Source organism: Micromonospora sp. A200 (genome assembly GCF_029893845.1).
In the GTDB taxonomy this organism is placed as follows: Bacteria; Actinomycetota; Actinomycetes; order Mycobacteriales; family Micromonosporaceae; genus Micromonospora; species Micromonospora purpureochromogenes.
In genome coordinates, this window is record NZ_JARXXY010000001.1 from 356,897 (window position 1) to 371,386 (window position 14,490).

The following is a 14,490-nucleotide window of genomic DNA, read 5'->3' on the forward strand; positions in this document are numbered from 1 at the left end:
CGGGGCGGCGACCGATTTGCCGGCTGGCTACCCTCGAAGACGGCGGGTCGGCCGGAGGCCGGCACCGGTCAGGGGAGGACACGAGATGGCAGACCAGACACAACCGTGGGCGGAGCGGACAGTCGAGGTGCCGCCGCAGCCCGGTGTCGGGGTGCCGCCGCAGCGGGACGCGTTCCGCCCCGGCGTCGCCTCCGTCGGGCGGCCGCGCACCCCACGTACCGAGCAGTTCCCCACCGTGGGCGCCGACGAGCACACCTGGAACGAGCCGGCGCCGCGCCGGCCGATGAGCTGGCACCTGGCGCAGCTGCGCCAGGGCCGCGAGTGGAGCATGGCGGGGGCGCTCTTCGCCTTCGTCTGCTGGGGGATCTGGGCCATCTCCGGGCGGGGCGACCTGGGCGCGCCGCTGCTCACCTTCGTGCTGAGCCTGCTGGTGGCGGTCGGCCTGTTCGCGCTCTCCCGCCTGATCGGGCGGGTGATCTGGGAGCGCCAGCTGGGCCGGATCCGGCGCGGCGCGCGCGGCGCGCACCTGGTGACCGCGATCTTCCTGGTCGGCGTCGGGGTCGCCTACCTCCAGCAGACCGAGTGGGTCGTGTCGGTCTGGAACTTCGTCACCGGCAACTGACGCACGTCGCGGGCGGATCGGCCGGGGCCGACCCGCCCGCGCGTCCGGTCGCGGGACGCCGCGACAACGGTCGTTCTCCACCAGGCCGGCGCTGCTTACCCCGCCGGCCGCGGTTCATCCGCGCCCCGGCCGCGCCCGTCACGCCGTGCCGTGCCCCTCCGCGTCCGCCTTGGGGGAGGCGACCCGGGCCGCCGGATCCTCGACGCCGGGCTGCCCGCCGCCCGGCGCGACCATGCCGTCGTAGTTGTAGACCGTGCCGTCCTCGCCGTGCTGCTTCGTGGTGCGCACGTAGCGGTGGATCATGCCGTCCAGCTCGATCTCCAGCAGGGCGCTCGCCGCCTGCTGGGTGCTGCCGTCACGGGGGCCACCGACCAGGTACGCGTTCGTGTTCGTCTCCATGCCGACTGCCCTACCCAGGGCGAACCGGGGGAAAACGACCCGTCCGCCGGCCGTCCGCCGCAGTGAACCCGGCCGTGGGCTCAGTCGTCCCCGGCGAAGCGGTACAGCACGAAGTCCTTCTCCCGGCCGCAGGCGATCACCGAGGCGTTCCACGAGCAGGACTGGCTGCGGACGTCCTTGAGCTCACCCATCTCGAACGGCGACTTTCCGCCCACCGCCATGCCGGCGAGGCTGCGGTCGTCCTCGGCGGTGCTCGGCGGCTCCGCGAAGAGCAGCACGTTGCCCGCGTCCAACCGGACCGCCACCCCGTCCCGGTCGGCCAGCACCGCCCTGCCGTCGGCGTCGAAGAGGGTGACGGCGGACTGCGGGGAGTCCCGCCGGGCCAACAGGTGCTCGCCGACCGGCACCAGCGCGTCGGCCTCCGGGGCCGGCCAGTGCCGGCTGCCCTTGCCCTCGGTCGCCGCCACCACCTCGGTACGCGCGGTCTCACTGTCCGGCACCTCCAGCAGGCAGGCCCGGTGCTCGCCGCAGGCGACCAGCGACTGCGGCCGTCGCCCGTCGTCGGGGGCGGTGTAGAGCACGTCCGGCTCGCCGAGGCTGGCCAGGTCGTACCCGAGCAGCCGGTAGCCGCGCTCGTTCTCGGTGACGTACAGCCGGTCGGCGTGCGCCACCACCAGGTCGTCGACGTCGGCCACGTTGGGCCGGCTGCGCAGCACGTCACCGCTGTCCATGTCGATCAGCCGCACCGACCGGTCGGCGCCCACCTGCACCAGCCGGCCGCCGGTACCGAGCCAGGGCGCGGTCGGCGCGCCGGTGACCGACCCGGCGCCGCCCCACGCCTCCGGGGTGCCGACCCGCACGACCCGGGTCCGGCTGCTGCCGTACTCGTCGCGCGGACTGTCCTGGCGCCACTCCTCGTGGCCGTCGCGCATCCGCAGGCCGACCAGTCGGTCGCCGGTCCGGTCGACCCAGACCACCGTGTCCCGGGTGTAGTGCAGGTCGTCGTCGCCGTGCACCGGGAGCCGCCACCGTTGGTCGCCGGACCCGGCGTCGAGCACCAGCAGGTCGCGCGGCGTGCTGTCGCCGGACGCGTCCGCGAGGACCGCCACCCCGCCGGGCAGCGCGCGGATCCCGGCCCACTGCTGGGCGCCGACCGGGGTGACCTTGCGCCACAGCTCGTCCCCGCTGCCCGCGTTGACCGCCACCACCTCCAGCCGGTCGTCGGCCAGCTGGTGGGCGAGATAGGCGCGGTCGCCGAGGACCGAGGTGAACACGGCGGTCGCGCGCTCCGCGCCGGCCTTCGGCGTGTCCACCACCTCCAGGGTCCGGAACTCCAGCGCCGGGTAGCGGTCCCGGGTCAGCCACAGCACGGTCGCGGCCAGCACCCCGACCACGGCGAGGCCCGCGCCGAGCGCGATCCAGAGCCCCCGCCGGGACCGTCCCGGCCCGGTCGGACCGCCGCCGGGCGCCGGCGACACCGGCGGAGCCGACCGGGGTACGCCCGGCCAGCCCGCCACCGTCCCGGCTGCCGGCGACACCGCCCGCTCGGGCAGGTACGGGTCGGGCCGGGTCGGCGCCGGCCGGGGCAGGGTCGCCGCCGTCGCCGTCTTCGCCGCCGCGTCGGCCACCCCCGCCGGGTCGCCGGCGGACCCGTGCGCCGCCGGCGCGTGCCCCGGCGCCTGGTGCGGCGTAGCCGGTTGGCCCGGCGTCCCGTGCGCCGCCGCGTCGCCGGGTGAAGCGTGCGCCCCTGGCGTGTGCCCCGGCGTCTGATGCGGCGCCGCCGCTTGGCCCGGCGTCCCGTGCGGCGCCGCGTGCCCGGGTGCTCCGGGTGCCGCTGCCGCTGCCGGGGCGTGGCCGGGTGCTCCGGCGGCGACCGGCGCCGGCCGGGCCTGCGGGCGGGGCATCGGCAAATCGGTCAGCGCCCCCTCGGCGACCGGCAGCTCGGGCTGTTCCAGCACCGTCGGCGCGACGCCCAGCTCGGCGTGCAGCATCCGGGCCACCAGCGGTATCCGGGACGAGCCGCCGACCAGGAAGAGCCCGGCCAGCCGCTCCGGGGTGAGCCCCGCGGCGGCGATCACCTCGCGGGTCTCCGCCACCGCCCGGGCCAGCAGGGGAGCGGCGAGCCGTTCCAGGTCGACCCGGTCCAGCCGCGCCGCCGTCTCCACCCCCGGTACAGCGACCGGGGCAACCATGGCCCGCGACAGCATCTCCTTCGCCCCGCGCACGTTGTCCCAGAGCTGCTGCCGGTCCCGCCGCTGGGTGGCCGTCTCCGGCGCGGTCAGCAGGGCCCACCGTGCCGGGTCGGCGTCGGCGACCAGCTCCCCGAGCCGGCCCACCAGGGCGGCGTCCAGGTCCAGGCCGCCCAGGTCGGCCACCCCGCCGGTGGAGATCACGGTGAAGCCCGAGTCCCCCCACGGGTCGGCGCCCTCGTTGCGGACCACGGCGACGTCCAGCGTGCCGCCGCCGAAGTCGAAGACCGCGACCGCGTCGCCGACCGGCACCGGCCGGCGCAGCACGTCGGTGTAGTACCGGGCGGCGGCCACCGGCTCCCGCAGCAGGCGGGTCCCGGGCGGGATCGGCCCGGACATGGTGTGCTCGGCGGCTGTGGGCCAGCCGGCGAGTGCCAGCGCCTCGTGCAGCACCTGCCGCCGGGGCGCCTCCCAGGCCGCCGGGTAGGTGACCACCGCCGGGGGCAGGAAGCCGGCCGCCGCGACCGCCGACTCCGCCACCGCGCGCAGGGTCGCCGCCAGCAGCTCCGCCGGGGGGTACGCCCGCCCGCCCAGCGACACGCTCGGCTCGTCCACCCGCCGCTTCGGATTCGGCTCGTACCCGGCCGGGTCGGCCTGCGCCAGCCGCTGCGCGTCCCGGCCGACGTGCAGCCGCCCGTCGGCGTCGGCGTACACGCCGGAGGGGAGGATCGGCTGGCCGTCGACGAGCAGCGGCCGGGTCCGCCCGTCCGGCCAGCGCAGCACGGCCACGGTGTTGGAGGTGCCGAGGTCGACGCCGAGGGCGAACCCGTCCTGCTGGCCTGCCATCCGTCGATACCTCCACGCCCACGAGTTGCCCGGCCCCGCATCGTACGCAGCCGATGCAGCAGACCCGATCGACCGCCCGGCTCCGTCCGCCGGCCGAAACGGGAGTGCGTGACGGACCACCATGGCCGGACGAACGGGCGACCGCCTGGCTCGACACCGAGCATGTCCTGATTGACGACCTGCGCGGCCTCGCCGTCTCCTCCGCGGGCGGCTTGGCTGGACGGATGGCTGTACAGCCAAGGCCGCACCTCATGATCTGCAACCGTTGCTGTCGACCGTTCCTAGAGGCAGATCCAGCAGTAGATGCTTTCCCCGCTCGTGCGTGCTCTGCCGGCCAGGCCAACAAATTCCCGCAAACGCGACAGCAGAAGCCTCCCGCGATCGGCTGCCATGCCGCCATCTGCAGGGCGACCGGGAGAACATATAACCCGGCCGCCAGGGGAGGTGGATCTCCTCGTCGGGCAGTCGCAGATCGTCCAGCCTCCCCCGGACGGGGGCGGTGCGTTCGGGCAACTTCAGGCGGGCGGTCGGCTGGGCGGCGGTGCTGCTGGCGGCTGGCATGCCAGAGGGGCGCGCTGATGGCACGCAAGATCAAAGAGAGCTGGAACGAGAACGGCCCCGGCTCGGCGGTGACGCCGCTGACCCGGGCCGGAAGCTGTGGAGCGGGCGACGGGAATCGAACCCGCACCGTCAGTTTGGAAGGACGAAGAACACGGCCGACAAGGACCTGGTGGGCCAGGTCAAGGCAGGAAGCGCGTGACCGTTCGTGCCCCCTGGTGACCGTCCGGGGTACCGGCTACTGGCACGTGGATGGCACGGAGACCGGAGAATTATGAGATCAAGTTGAGCGACCCGGCGAGCTGCGGACAGGGTCCCGATGAGTTTCCGCCCCGCCAGTTGTCCATCTCTGAGAGCCAACCCCAGTCGCATACGTTCAACGCGACGCATACCACCGGCGGGGACGCGTAGCTTGTGCCGCCGTCCCCGCGCCACCGGTCCACTACGCCGCCCTGGAGGTTCATGATGTATCCGACGGTCCACTCGTTCCGCACGTCCGGCGGCGTCATCACGACGGCGGAGGCGTGATGACGACGGTCGAGGCGGACGGCGTCACGCTCGGGGTCGAGCACTTCGGCGACACGGCGGCGCCGCTCGTTGTGCTCGCGGGCGGCACGACCATGCTCTCCTGGCCCGACGCACTCTGCGAGGCGCTCGCGCGCGGCGGGCGCCACGTTGTGCGGTACGACCTGCGCGATTCCGGCGCGTCGACCACCGTCGATCCCGAGGCTCCGGCGTATACGCTGCGCGATCTTGCAGCCGACGCCGCGGCGCTCGCCCGCGAACTCGACGACCGGCCGGCGCACCTGGCAGGCATCGGCGTTGGCGGGATGGTCGCCCAGGTCGCCGCGCTCGACCACCCGGACGCGTTCTCGGCGCTCACCCTCGCCGGAACGCGGCCCGTCGCTCCAGGCCCGGTCGACGACGACCTGCCTGACCATGACACGGCGACGATGGACCGGCTGTTCTCGCGTTCGATGCCCGATTGGTCCGACCGCGCCGCGGTGGCCGAGTTTGCCGCCGCAGGCGCAGAGATCCTCGGTGACGACCCCGTCGCCGCGCGCGCGACCGCCGAGCGCAGATGGGACCGCACGCCGGGCACGGAGCCCGCGGTGCAGATGGCCAACCACCTGGGCATGGTGTTCGCCAAGCTCGACTGCAAGCCGCGCTGGCGCGAGCGCCTGTCCGAGCTCGCGATCCCGTCGCTGGTGGTGCACGGTCGCCGCGACCCGTTCTTCCCTGTCGGCAACGGCGAAGCGCTCGCGCGCGAGATCCCCGGTGCGCGGCTGCTCGTGCTCGAACGGGCCGCGACGGCGATCCCCGATGCGGCCGCCGGTGAGGTCGCGGCGGCGATGCTCGCGCTCTAGCAGCGGAGACGCCTCTCGGTATCTCTCACCACTCCCTCGCCGTCCGTGGACCTCTTGCGGACCTGGCCTCGCTGGCGGATCTCCTCGTCGGGCAGTCGTAGCCGGCGACCATCCGGACCTGGCGCGGCAAGCTGCTCAACGGCGGCACTCCGGAGCCCCAGGCGGTCAAGGCGTACTGCCTGCTACGGGCGATTCTCAACACGGCTGTGCGGGAGGACGAGATCCTTCGGCAGAATCCATGCCGGATCAAGGGCTATGACCGCTACCACACCCCGGAGCGGCCTACCGCCACCATCGCCCAGGTCTACGCCCTGGCCGACGCCATGCCGGCCCGCTTCGCCGCGCTCATCATCGTCGCCGCCCTCTCGGGCCTGCGGTGGGGAGAGCTGGCTGCCCTGCGCCGCTGCGACGTCGACTTGGACGCCGCGACCGTGCGGGTGCCCCGCAAGCTCGCGGCGCTGAAGGACCGTCTGGAATTTGGGCCACCCAAGTCCGCCGCCGGGGTCCGCGTCGTCGCGCTGCCGGCAGCCGCGGTCGAGGCACTGCGCGAGCACCTGGCTGAGCACGTCGAGGACGGGCCGGACGCGCTCATGTTCACCGGAGCGAAGGGTGCGCCGCTGCGTTCCGGCAACGTCGGGCGGGCGGTCAGGTGGACCAAGACGGTCGCCTCGGTGGGCCTGGCCGGCTTCCACTTCCATGATCTACGGCATGCCGGCAACACGCTCGCCGCGTCTGCGGGGGCCAGCACCCGGGAGCTCATGCACCGCTTGGGCCACGCCACCTTGCGCGCCGCCCTGATCTATCAGCACGCCACCAGCGAGCGTGACCGTGAGATCGCCCAGGCGATGGACCGCCGCATCGCCGGAAATGGCCGCCGCCGGCCGTGAATGGCACGCGGATGGCACGCAAGATCCAACATGGGGGAGGGGCGGAAGGGCTCAGGTGTCGCAATCGTGCGGTCTACCTGGGCCTTTGTAGGTGGAGCGGGCGACGGGAATCGAACCCGCACCGTCAGTTTGGAAGACTGAAGCTCTGCCATTGAGCTACGCCCGCAGTCGCCCCGCCACGACGGGACGCGCCGACAGCCTACCCGGTCCCCCCACCCACCGCGCACAGGCATATCCACGCGTCCCCTCCCGTGCCCCGCGCACTTTCCGAGAAAGAGTGGCCTCGCAGCGCCCGGAGGCCACTCTTTCTCGGAAAGTGCGGCCAGGGCGGCCGCCGCCAGGCGGTGCCCGTCGGGGGACAGGGCCGTCCGGTTGGTGGGGGTTCGGCGGGTTGGGGGCCTCCCCGGCACCTCCGCCGGGTGCCGACGGCATACACTTCTCGTCGCCACGGGGTGTGGCGCAGCTTGGTAGCGCACTCGCTTTGGGAGCGAGGGGCCGTGGGTTCAAATCCCGCCACCCCGACTGTCGTTCGCCGGCCGGGTCGCCCGGGCCGTCGCCGATTTTTGTCGCGCGGTACCCGGGCGCTGCCGGAGCAGCAGCCCGGCTCGCCTACACTCGATGCGCGCAAACACGCCCAGACTCAAACTGAGATCCGTCAAGGAGTACGCCTGTGAAGAGCACCGTCGAGACTCTGAGCCCGACGCGCGTGCGGCTCGCCATCGAGGTGCCGTTCGTCGAGCTCGAGCCGAGCCTCAAGAAGGCGTACCGGGAGATCGGTTCGCAGGTGCAGGTTCCCGGCTTCCGCCGGGGCAAGGTGCCGACCGCCGTCATCGACCAGCGGGTGGGCCGGGGCACCGTCCTCAACGAGGCGGTGCAGGAGGCCATTCCGCAGAACATCCTCGCGGCGGTCCGTGAGCACGACCTGAAGACCCTCGGCCGCCCGGAGGTCGAGATCACCGAGTTCAACGACGGTGACTCGCTCAACTTCACCGCCGAGGTCGACGTCCGCCCGGAGATCACCCTGCCGGACCCGGCCACCGTCGAGGTGACCGTGGACGAGCTGCAGATCGACGACAGCGAGATCGACGAGCAGGTCAAGAGCCTGCGCGAGCGGTTCGCCACCCTCAAGACGGTCGAGCGGGCCGCCCAGGAGGGCGACTACGTCCAGATCGACCTGAACGCCACCGTCGACGGCGAGGAGGTGCCGGGCGGCTCGGCCAGCAACATCTCGCACGAGGTCGGCAGCAAGCAGCTCCTGCCGGGGCTGGACGAGGCCGTGGTCGGCCTCGCCGCCGGCGAGAGCACCACCTTCACCACCCAGCTCGTGGGCGGCGACTTCGCCGGCCGGGACGCCGAGGTGGCGGTGACCGTCCGCACGGTCAAGGAGAAGGAGCTGCCGGAGCTGGACGACGACTTCGCCCAGATGGCCAGCGAGTTCGACACCATCGCCGAGCTCCGTGACGACCTGCGCGAGCGGGTCACCCGGGGCAAGCGGGTCGAGCAGATCTACGCCGCCCGGGACAAGGCCCTGGAGCAGCTCGTCGCGGCCGCCGAGGTGCCGGCGCCGGAGGGTGTCGTCCGCGAGGAGGTCGAGAGCCGCAAGGCGGCGATGATCGACCAGCTGGAGCGGATCGGCGCCTCGCTGGAGGAGTACCTCGCCGCCGAGGAGAAGACCGAGGAGCAGATCGACGCCGAGCTGAACGAGGCGGCGACCGAGGGCGTCAAGATCCAGCTCCTGCTGGACACGCTGGCCGACGCCGAGGACGTCCAGGTCTCCGACGACGAGTTCGGCCACGAGATCGTCCACCGCGCGCAGCGGGCCGGCATGGCGCCGCAGCAGTACTACGACCAGCTGGTGCGCTCCGGCGCGGCCGCCGCCGTCTTCGGTGACGTGCGTCGTGGCAAGGCCCTCGCCGCGGTCATGGAGAAGATCAAGATCAAGGACACCGCCGGCAACGAGGTCACCCTCGAGGCGCTGCGGGCCGAGAGCGAGCAGGCTCACGAGCACGACCACGAGCACTGATCTTCCCCGGTAGGCCGCCGTCCGCCCGTTGCGGTGGACGGCGGCCGAAACCGTTTTCCGGGTACGTCGGAGGCACAACTGCGCTGAGAGCGAACAGTGCCCCGACCGGGAGTCGATCACCCGGCTGAGCGGTTAGTGTCGGGGAGGACGGTACGGAGAGCGAAGGGCTGCCATGACCGACATGCACATCCCCAAGAAGTCGCTCCGGGCGATCGAGGCCCGCGGTGGCGACTCCATTGGCAACCTCGACGACTCGGTCTACAACCGGTTGCTCAAGGAGCGGATCATCTTCCTGGGCAGCGAGGTGACCGACCAGGTCGCCAACCGCATCTGCGCGCAGCTGTTGCTGCTCGCGGCGGAGGACCCGGACCGCGACATCAACCTCTGGATCAACTCGCCGGGTGGCTCGGTCTACTCCGGCATGGCGATCTACGACACCATGCAGTTCATCGACAACGACGTGTCGACCGTGGCGATGGGCATGGCGGCCTCGATGGGCCAGCTGCTGCTCTGCGCCGGCACGAAGGGCAAGCGGTACGCCCTCCCGCACGCGCGGATCATGATGCATCAGCCGTCCGGTGGTCTCGGCGGCACGGCCTCCGACATCGCGATCCAGGCCGAGCAGATGCTCTACACCAAGCGGATGTTCCAGGAGCGGGTCGCGCACCACACCGGCCAGAGCCAGGCGCAGATCGAGGCGGACTCGGACCGGGACCGTTGGTTCACCGCCCAGGAGGCCATGGACTACGGCTTCATCGACAAGGTGATCATCGGGGCCGCTCAGGTTCCGGATGGCGCCGGGACCCTGAGCTGAGGAGCTGACGATGATCGATCTGAGCCTGCCGCCCCAGTTCGCGGCCGTGCACAACCGCTACGTCCTGCCGTCGTTCGTCGAGCGCACGTCGTACGGGGTCAAGGAGTCCAACCCGTACAACAAGCTCTTCGAGGACCGGATCATCTTCCTCGGCGTCCAGGTGGACGACGCGTCGGCCAACGACGTGATGGCGCAGCTGCTGACGCTCGAGGGCACCGACCCGGACCGCGACATCATCATGTACATCAACTCGCCGGGTGGCTCGTTCACCGCGATGACGGCGATCTACGACACCATGCAGTACGTCCGTCCGGACATCTCCACCGTCTGCCTGGGCCAGGCGGCCAGCGCGGCGGCGGTCCTGCTGTCGGCCGGCACCCCGGGCAAGCGGATGGCGCTGCCGAACTCGCGGATCATCATCCACCAGCCGGCCACCGAGGGCGGCTACGGGCAGGGCTCGGACATCGAGATCCAGGCCCGGGAGATCCTGCGGATGCGGACCCAGCTGGAGGACATGCTCTCCCGGCACTGCAACCGCCCGATCGAGCAGGTCCGCAAGGACATCGACCGGGACAAGATCATGACGGCCGAGGAGGCCAAGGAGTACGGGCTGGTCGACACGATCCTGACCAGCCGCAAGAAGGGCCTCCTGGCGGCCCAGGCCGCTACCTGAGCAGTACCGGGTCGGAGGTCGGTCGGAGCGTCGTTTCCGGCCGACCTCTGACACACCCGTTTTGGGGGTCGGAGAAACCTCCGTCAGCGGGTAACGTCGGTTCCGTACCGCTGGCCGGGTCGGGCCGGCGGCAGGGATCGAGACGGACGGGCGCGCGGCGCCCGCAGGTCAGGGCCGGCGTTCCGGCCGACGAGTGCAGGGAGAACGTAGGTGGCACGGATCGGTGACGGCGGCGACCTACTGAAGTGCTCCTTCTGTGGCAAGTCGCAGAAGCAGGTCAAGAAACTCATCGCGGGCCCCGGGGTCTACATCTGCGACGAGTGCATCGATCTCTGCAACGAGATCATCGAGGAGGAGCTGGCCGAGTCCGGCGAGGTGAAGTGGGAAGAGCTTCCCAAGCCGATGGAGATCTGCCAGTTCCTCGACAACTACGTCGTCGGTCAGGACCAGGCCAAGAAGGCGCTCGCCGTCGCGGTCTACAACCACTACAAGCGGATCCAGGCCGAGGCGGCCGGCGCGCCGGGTTCCGGCAGCGACGCCGTCGAGCTGGCCAAGTCCAACATCCTGCTGCTCGGCCCGACGGGTTGCGGCAAGACCCACCTGGCGCAGACGCTGGCCCGGATGCTGAACGTCCCGTTCGCCATCGCCGACGCCACCGCGCTGACCGAGGCCGGGTACGTCGGCGAGGACGTGGAGAACATCCTCCTCAAGCTGATCCAGGCCGCGGACTACGACATCAAGCGCGCCGAGACCGGCATCATCTACATCGACGAGGTCGACAAGATCGCCCGTAAGTCGGAGAACCCGTCGATCACCCGGGACGTCTCCGGCGAGGGTGTCCAGCAGGCGCTGCTGAAGATGCTGGAAGGCACGGTGGCCAACGTGCCGCCGCAGGGCGGGCGCAAGCACCCGCACCAGGAGTTCATCCAGATCGACACCACCAACGTGCTGTTCATCTGCGGTGGCGCCTTCGCCGGGCTCGACCAGATCATCGAGGCCCGCACCGGCCACGGCGGCACCGGCTTCGGTGCCCGGCTCCGGTCGGTCTCCGAGCGGTCGACCGACGACATCTTCAGCCAGGTGATGCCGGAGGACATGCTCAAGTTCGGGCTGATCCCCGAGTTCGTCGGCCGGCTGCCCGTGATCACCAACGTGCGCAGCCTGGACCGCAGCGCCCTGGTCCGGATCCTCACCGAGCCGCGCAACGCGCTGGTCAAGCAGTACCAGCGGCTCTTCGAGCTGGACGGGGTCGAGCTGGAGTTCGACGAGCCGGCGCTGGAGGCGATCGCCGACCAGGCGATGCTGCGCGGCACCGGTGCCCGTGGCCTGCGCGCCATCATCGAGGAGGTCCTGCTCTCCGCGATGTACGAGGTGCCGAGCAACCCGGACGCCGCCCGCGTGCTGATCACCCGCGAGGTGGTCCTGGAGAACGTCAACCCGACCATCGTCCCGCGGGAGTTCACCGGCCGCCGGGCCCGCCGGGAGCGCGAGGAGAAGTCCGCCTGACCGGCGCACCACACTGACGACGACGGCACGGCCACCACAGGTGGCCGTGCCGTCGTTCGGTACGGGATCACACTGGCCGGGTCCGCCCGTCGTCTGGTAGGACCGTCCGATGTTCCCCATCATGCTCGCGGCGGTGTCCGCGGTCGCCTTCGGCACGGCCGACTTCTCGGGCGGCAAGGCGTCCCGCCGCGCCGACCCGGTCGCCGTCACCGTGGTCTCCCAGGTGTTGAGCGTGCCGCTGCTGCTCCTGCTGGTGCTGGTGGTACCCGGCACCCCCACCGCCGTCGACCTGGCGTGGGGGCTCGGTGCGGGCGTCGCCGGCGCCGCCGGGGTGATGCTGCTCTACCGGGCCCTCGCCGCCGGGATGATGGCCGTGGTGGCGCCCGTCACGGCGATCACCGCCGCGGTGGTGCCGATCATCGCCGGGCTGCTGACCGCCCGCTGGCCCGGCACCCTCGCGCTCTGCGGTGCGGGGCTGGCCGTGCTCGCCATCGCCCTGGTCAGCCTCGGCGAGGGTGGCGCGCGCGGCGCGGTGTCCACCCGGTTGATCGGGCTGGCCCTCACCGCCGGGGCGCTCTTCGGCGTCTTCTTCGCCCTGCTCGGCCAGGCCGGTCCGGCGGCCGGAATGTGGCCGGTGCTGGCGCTGCGGTTCAGCTCCATCGTCTTCGGTGTCGCGCTCGCGGTCGGCACCGGCGTAAGTCTGCGGATCGGTCCGCGGGTACTCGGCTGGGCGGCCGCCGCCGGCCTGCTCGACAGCGCTGCCAACGCGCTCTACCTGGCCGCCGCAGCCCGTGGCCACCTGAGCGTGGTCGCCGCGATCGCGGCGCTCTACCCGGCCAGCACTGTGCTGCTCGCGCTCGCGGTGGACCGGGAACGGCTCCGGCCGGTGCAACTGGCCGGTCTCGGGTTCGCCGCCGGCGCCCTGGTGCTCGCCAGCGTCTGACGCTGTCCCCGGCCGTCGTCCGCCCGTACCCTCATCTCCATGCGCGTCGCCGTCTGCCAGCTCAACGCCCGGGACGACCGGGCGGCCAACCTGGCCGCCGCCGAGGCCCTGCTGGTCAGGGCCGCCGCGGCCGGCGCGGATCTCGCGGTCCTCCCGGAGTACGTCGACTACCTCGGCCCCGCCAAGGCGATGCCGGAGCCGGAGCCGGTGGACGGCACGGTCGGCACCTTCTTCGCCGGCGTCGCCGAGCGGCTCGGCATCTGGGTGGTGGCGGGCTCGTTCCACGAGGCCGGCCCGGATCCGGCGCACACCTGGAACACCTCCCTGGTGTTCGACCGCTCCGGCGCGCTCGCCGCCAGCTACCGCAAGATCCATCTGTACGACGTGGAGATCCCGGGGCGGGTGTCGTACCTCGAATCGGCGACGGTCGCCCCCGGCGACCAGCCGGTGGTGGTCGACGTCGAGGGTCTGCGGGTCGGTCTGTCGATCTGCTACGACCTGCGCTTCCCCGAGCTCTACCGGCTGCTGGCCGTCGACGGGGAAGCGCAGCTCCTGGTCGTGCCGGCCGCGTTCATGATGCACACCGGCCGGGACCACTGGGAGGTGCTGCTGCGGGCGCGGGCCATCGAGAACCAGTGCTTCGTGGCCGCCGCCGGTCAGATCGGCGACCACGAGCCGGAGCGCACCTGCTTCGGGCGCAGCATGGTGGTCGACCCGTGGGGGACGGTGCTCGGCCAGGTGCCCGACGGCCCCGGGCTGAGTGTGGTCGAGCTGGACCTCGACCGCCTGCACACCATCCGTACCGAGCTGCCCAGCCTCGCCAACCGGCGGCTCTGAGCGCCGGTCATCCCTGAACGAGTACGCCGATCACGGCCAGGCCGACGATCGCCGCGGCGGTGACGAGCAACGCGGTGGTCATCCGGGACCGGCCGCGCCGGGCCAGCCGGGCGGCGGAGAGCACGACGACGGCGAGTACGACCGCGGCGATCACCAGCTGCCAGAAGGGCGCCAGGAGTCCGAGCAGCGCCTCGTCGGCGAGGGTGACCGCCGGGGATCGGGACACGGGATCCATGGCAGCCACTCTGGCACGCCGCCGGCCGGCCGGCGCGCCGATCCGATCGGGTACGCCGGCGCGGCGCCGGACCGCACGCCGGATCCGCCAATGACGATCATTGATTTGCCTTCTCCGGGCCAGTCCGCGTAACTTTCTCTCTGCACGCGGGAGGCCGGACAAACCGGCCGAGGGCGGGCACCAGGCTCGTGGCGGAGACGCCGAGCGAGGCTGGGAGCGGGCGGTGCGAGACACCCCGGAAGACGGGGTTGCGATCGCGAGACCGACCGGGTAGAGTTCGAAAGCCGGCAGGGAGCCGGGCGGGTGGCCGCGAAGCGGCGATCGGCCGGTCTGCCGACTTCCCACGACAGAAACGACCACCGGATACGGTGAGCGTCAGCGTGGATCGGGCCGCACCAAGTTGATCACCTCAACGCGAGGTTGACAGCGAAAGTCGGACCGAGTAAGTTCGAGAAGTTGCCCCGGACGGGGGTTCCACAGTGTGGAGCTTCCGGATGGTGTGTGGTTGTTCTTTGAGAACTCAACAGGGTGCTTGAAAAGCCAGTGCCAATTATGATTTATACCCCGGACTGGCAGTTCTTCTTCGGGAGT

12 protein-coding genes and 2 tRNA genes are annotated in these 14,490 nt (G+C 71.9%); 10 read left to right on the forward strand and 4 right to left on the reverse strand.

Translation table 11 applies throughout. From position 1 onward, the window contains the following. The first annotated feature begins 85 nt into the window (after positions 1–85). Positions 86–622, forward strand: a complete 537-nt coding sequence (locus M2302_RS01825) for a hypothetical protein (protein ID WP_238451741.1) — start codon at positions 86–88, stop codon at positions 620–622. Between the two features lie 138 nt (positions 623–760). Here M2302_RS01825 and M2302_RS01830 read toward each other — a convergent pair whose 3' ends face one another. Together M2302_RS01830 and M2302_RS01835 are read right to left on the reverse strand one after the other, a co-directional pair. Continuing rightward, complete coding sequence (locus M2302_RS01830) at positions 761–1,021, reverse strand: hypothetical protein (RefSeq protein ID WP_280836217.1); 261 nt, start codon at positions 1,019–1,021, stop codon at positions 761–763. 80 nt (positions 1,022–1,101) lie between these two features. After that, entirely contained in the window at positions 1,102–4,056 is a 2,955-nt protein-coding gene (locus M2302_RS01835) for an Hsp70 family protein (RefSeq protein ID WP_280836218.1), read from the reverse strand. Between the two features lie 1,085 nt (positions 4,057–5,141). Here M2302_RS01835 and M2302_RS01840 point away from each other — a divergent pair. Then, on the forward strand, positions 5,142–5,981 hold the full coding sequence (locus M2302_RS01840; protein WP_280836219.1) for an alpha/beta hydrolase: 840 nt from the start codon (positions 5,142–5,144) through the stop codon (positions 5,979–5,981). Between the two features lie 206 nt (positions 5,982–6,187). Then, positions 6,188–6,868, forward strand: a complete 681-nt coding sequence (locus tag M2302_RS01845; RefSeq protein ID WP_280836220.1) for a site-specific integrase — start codon at positions 6,188–6,190, stop codon at positions 6,866–6,868. Between the two features lie 92 nt (positions 6,869–6,960). Here M2302_RS01845 and M2302_RS01850 read toward each other — a convergent pair. Next, positions 6,961–7,034: transfer RNA gene (locus tag M2302_RS01850), tRNA-Gly, on the reverse strand. A gap of 282 nt (positions 7,035–7,316) precedes the next feature. Here M2302_RS01850 and M2302_RS01855 point away from each other — a divergent pair. From M2302_RS01855 to M2302_RS01885, 7 genes are all read left to right on the forward strand, one after another. Then, a tRNA-Pro gene (locus tag M2302_RS01855) sits at positions 7,317–7,390 on the forward strand. 148 nt (positions 7,391–7,538) lie between these two features. Beyond that, positions 7,539–8,891, forward strand: a complete 1,353-nt coding sequence (tig, locus tag M2302_RS01860; protein WP_238450285.1) for a trigger factor — start codon at positions 7,539–7,541, stop codon at positions 8,889–8,891. Between the two features lie 172 nt (positions 8,892–9,063). Beyond that, positions 9,064–9,705 (forward strand): ATP-dependent Clp protease proteolytic subunit, encoded by a 642-nt coding sequence (locus M2302_RS01865; protein ID WP_088960728.1) that lies wholly within the window; start codon positions 9,064–9,066, stop codon positions 9,703–9,705. A 10-nt stretch (positions 9,706–9,715) separates the two neighbouring features. After that, positions 9,716–10,378: an ATP-dependent Clp protease proteolytic subunit gene (locus M2302_RS01870; RefSeq protein ID WP_280836221.1), complete on the forward strand. Its 663-nt coding sequence runs from the start codon at positions 9,716–9,718 to the stop codon at positions 10,376–10,378. A 210-nt stretch (positions 10,379–10,588) separates the two neighbouring features. Then, entirely contained in the window at positions 10,589–11,884 is a 1,296-nt protein-coding gene (gene clpX, locus M2302_RS01875) for an ATP-dependent Clp protease ATP-binding subunit ClpX (RefSeq protein WP_210776027.1), read from the forward strand. A 109-nt stretch (positions 11,885–11,993) separates the two neighbouring features. Continuing rightward, positions 11,994–12,827: an EamA family transporter gene (locus tag M2302_RS01880; protein WP_280836222.1), complete on the forward strand. Its 834-nt coding sequence runs from the start codon at positions 11,994–11,996 to the stop codon at positions 12,825–12,827. A 39-nt stretch (positions 12,828–12,866) separates the two neighbouring features. Next, positions 12,867–13,664 (forward strand): carbon-nitrogen hydrolase family protein, encoded by a 798-nt coding sequence (locus M2302_RS01885; protein WP_280836223.1) that lies wholly within the window; start codon positions 12,867–12,869, stop codon positions 13,662–13,664. Positions 13,665–13,671: 7 nt separating this feature from the next. On the opposite strand, the gene M2302_RS01890 is transcribed toward M2302_RS01885, so the two are convergent. Further along, positions 13,672–13,899, reverse strand: coding sequence for a hypothetical protein (locus M2302_RS01890; protein WP_280836224.1), 228 nt, complete (start codon positions 13,897–13,899; stop codon positions 13,672–13,674). Between the last annotated feature and the right edge of the window lie 591 nt (positions 13,900–14,490).

Excerpts from the sequence above, each read along its gene's own strand:
- M2302_RS01880 (WP_280836222.1), top strand. The coding sequence starts at position 11,994 with ATGTTCCCCATCATGCTCGCGGCGGTGTCCGCGGTCGCCTTCGGCACG.
- M2302_RS01885 (WP_280836223.1), top strand. The coding sequence starts at position 12,867 with ATGCGCGTCGCCGTCTGCCAGCTCAACGCCCGGGACGACCGGGCGGCC.
- M2302_RS01890 (WP_280836224.1), bottom strand. The coding sequence starts at position 13,899 with ATGGATCCCGTGTCCCGATCCCCGGCGGTCACCCTCGCCGACGAGGCG.
- M2302_RS01830 (WP_280836217.1), bottom strand. The coding sequence starts at position 1,021 with ATGGAGACGAACACGAACGCGTACCTGGTCGGTGGCCCCCGTGACGGC.
- M2302_RS01835 (WP_280836218.1), bottom strand. The coding sequence starts at position 4,056 with ATGGCAGGCCAGCAGGACGGGTTCGCCCTCGGCGTCGACCTCGGCACC.
- M2302_RS01870 (WP_280836221.1), top strand. The coding sequence starts at position 9,716 with ATGATCGATCTGAGCCTGCCGCCCCAGTTCGCGGCCGTGCACAACCGC.
- M2302_RS01865 (WP_088960728.1), top strand. The coding sequence starts at position 9,064 with ATGACCGACATGCACATCCCCAAGAAGTCGCTCCGGGCGATCGAGGCC.
- M2302_RS01840 (WP_280836219.1), top strand. The coding sequence starts at position 5,142 with ATGACGACGGTCGAGGCGGACGGCGTCACGCTCGGGGTCGAGCACTTC.
- M2302_RS01825 (WP_238451741.1), top strand. The coding sequence starts at position 86 with ATGGCAGACCAGACACAACCGTGGGCGGAGCGGACAGTCGAGGTGCCG.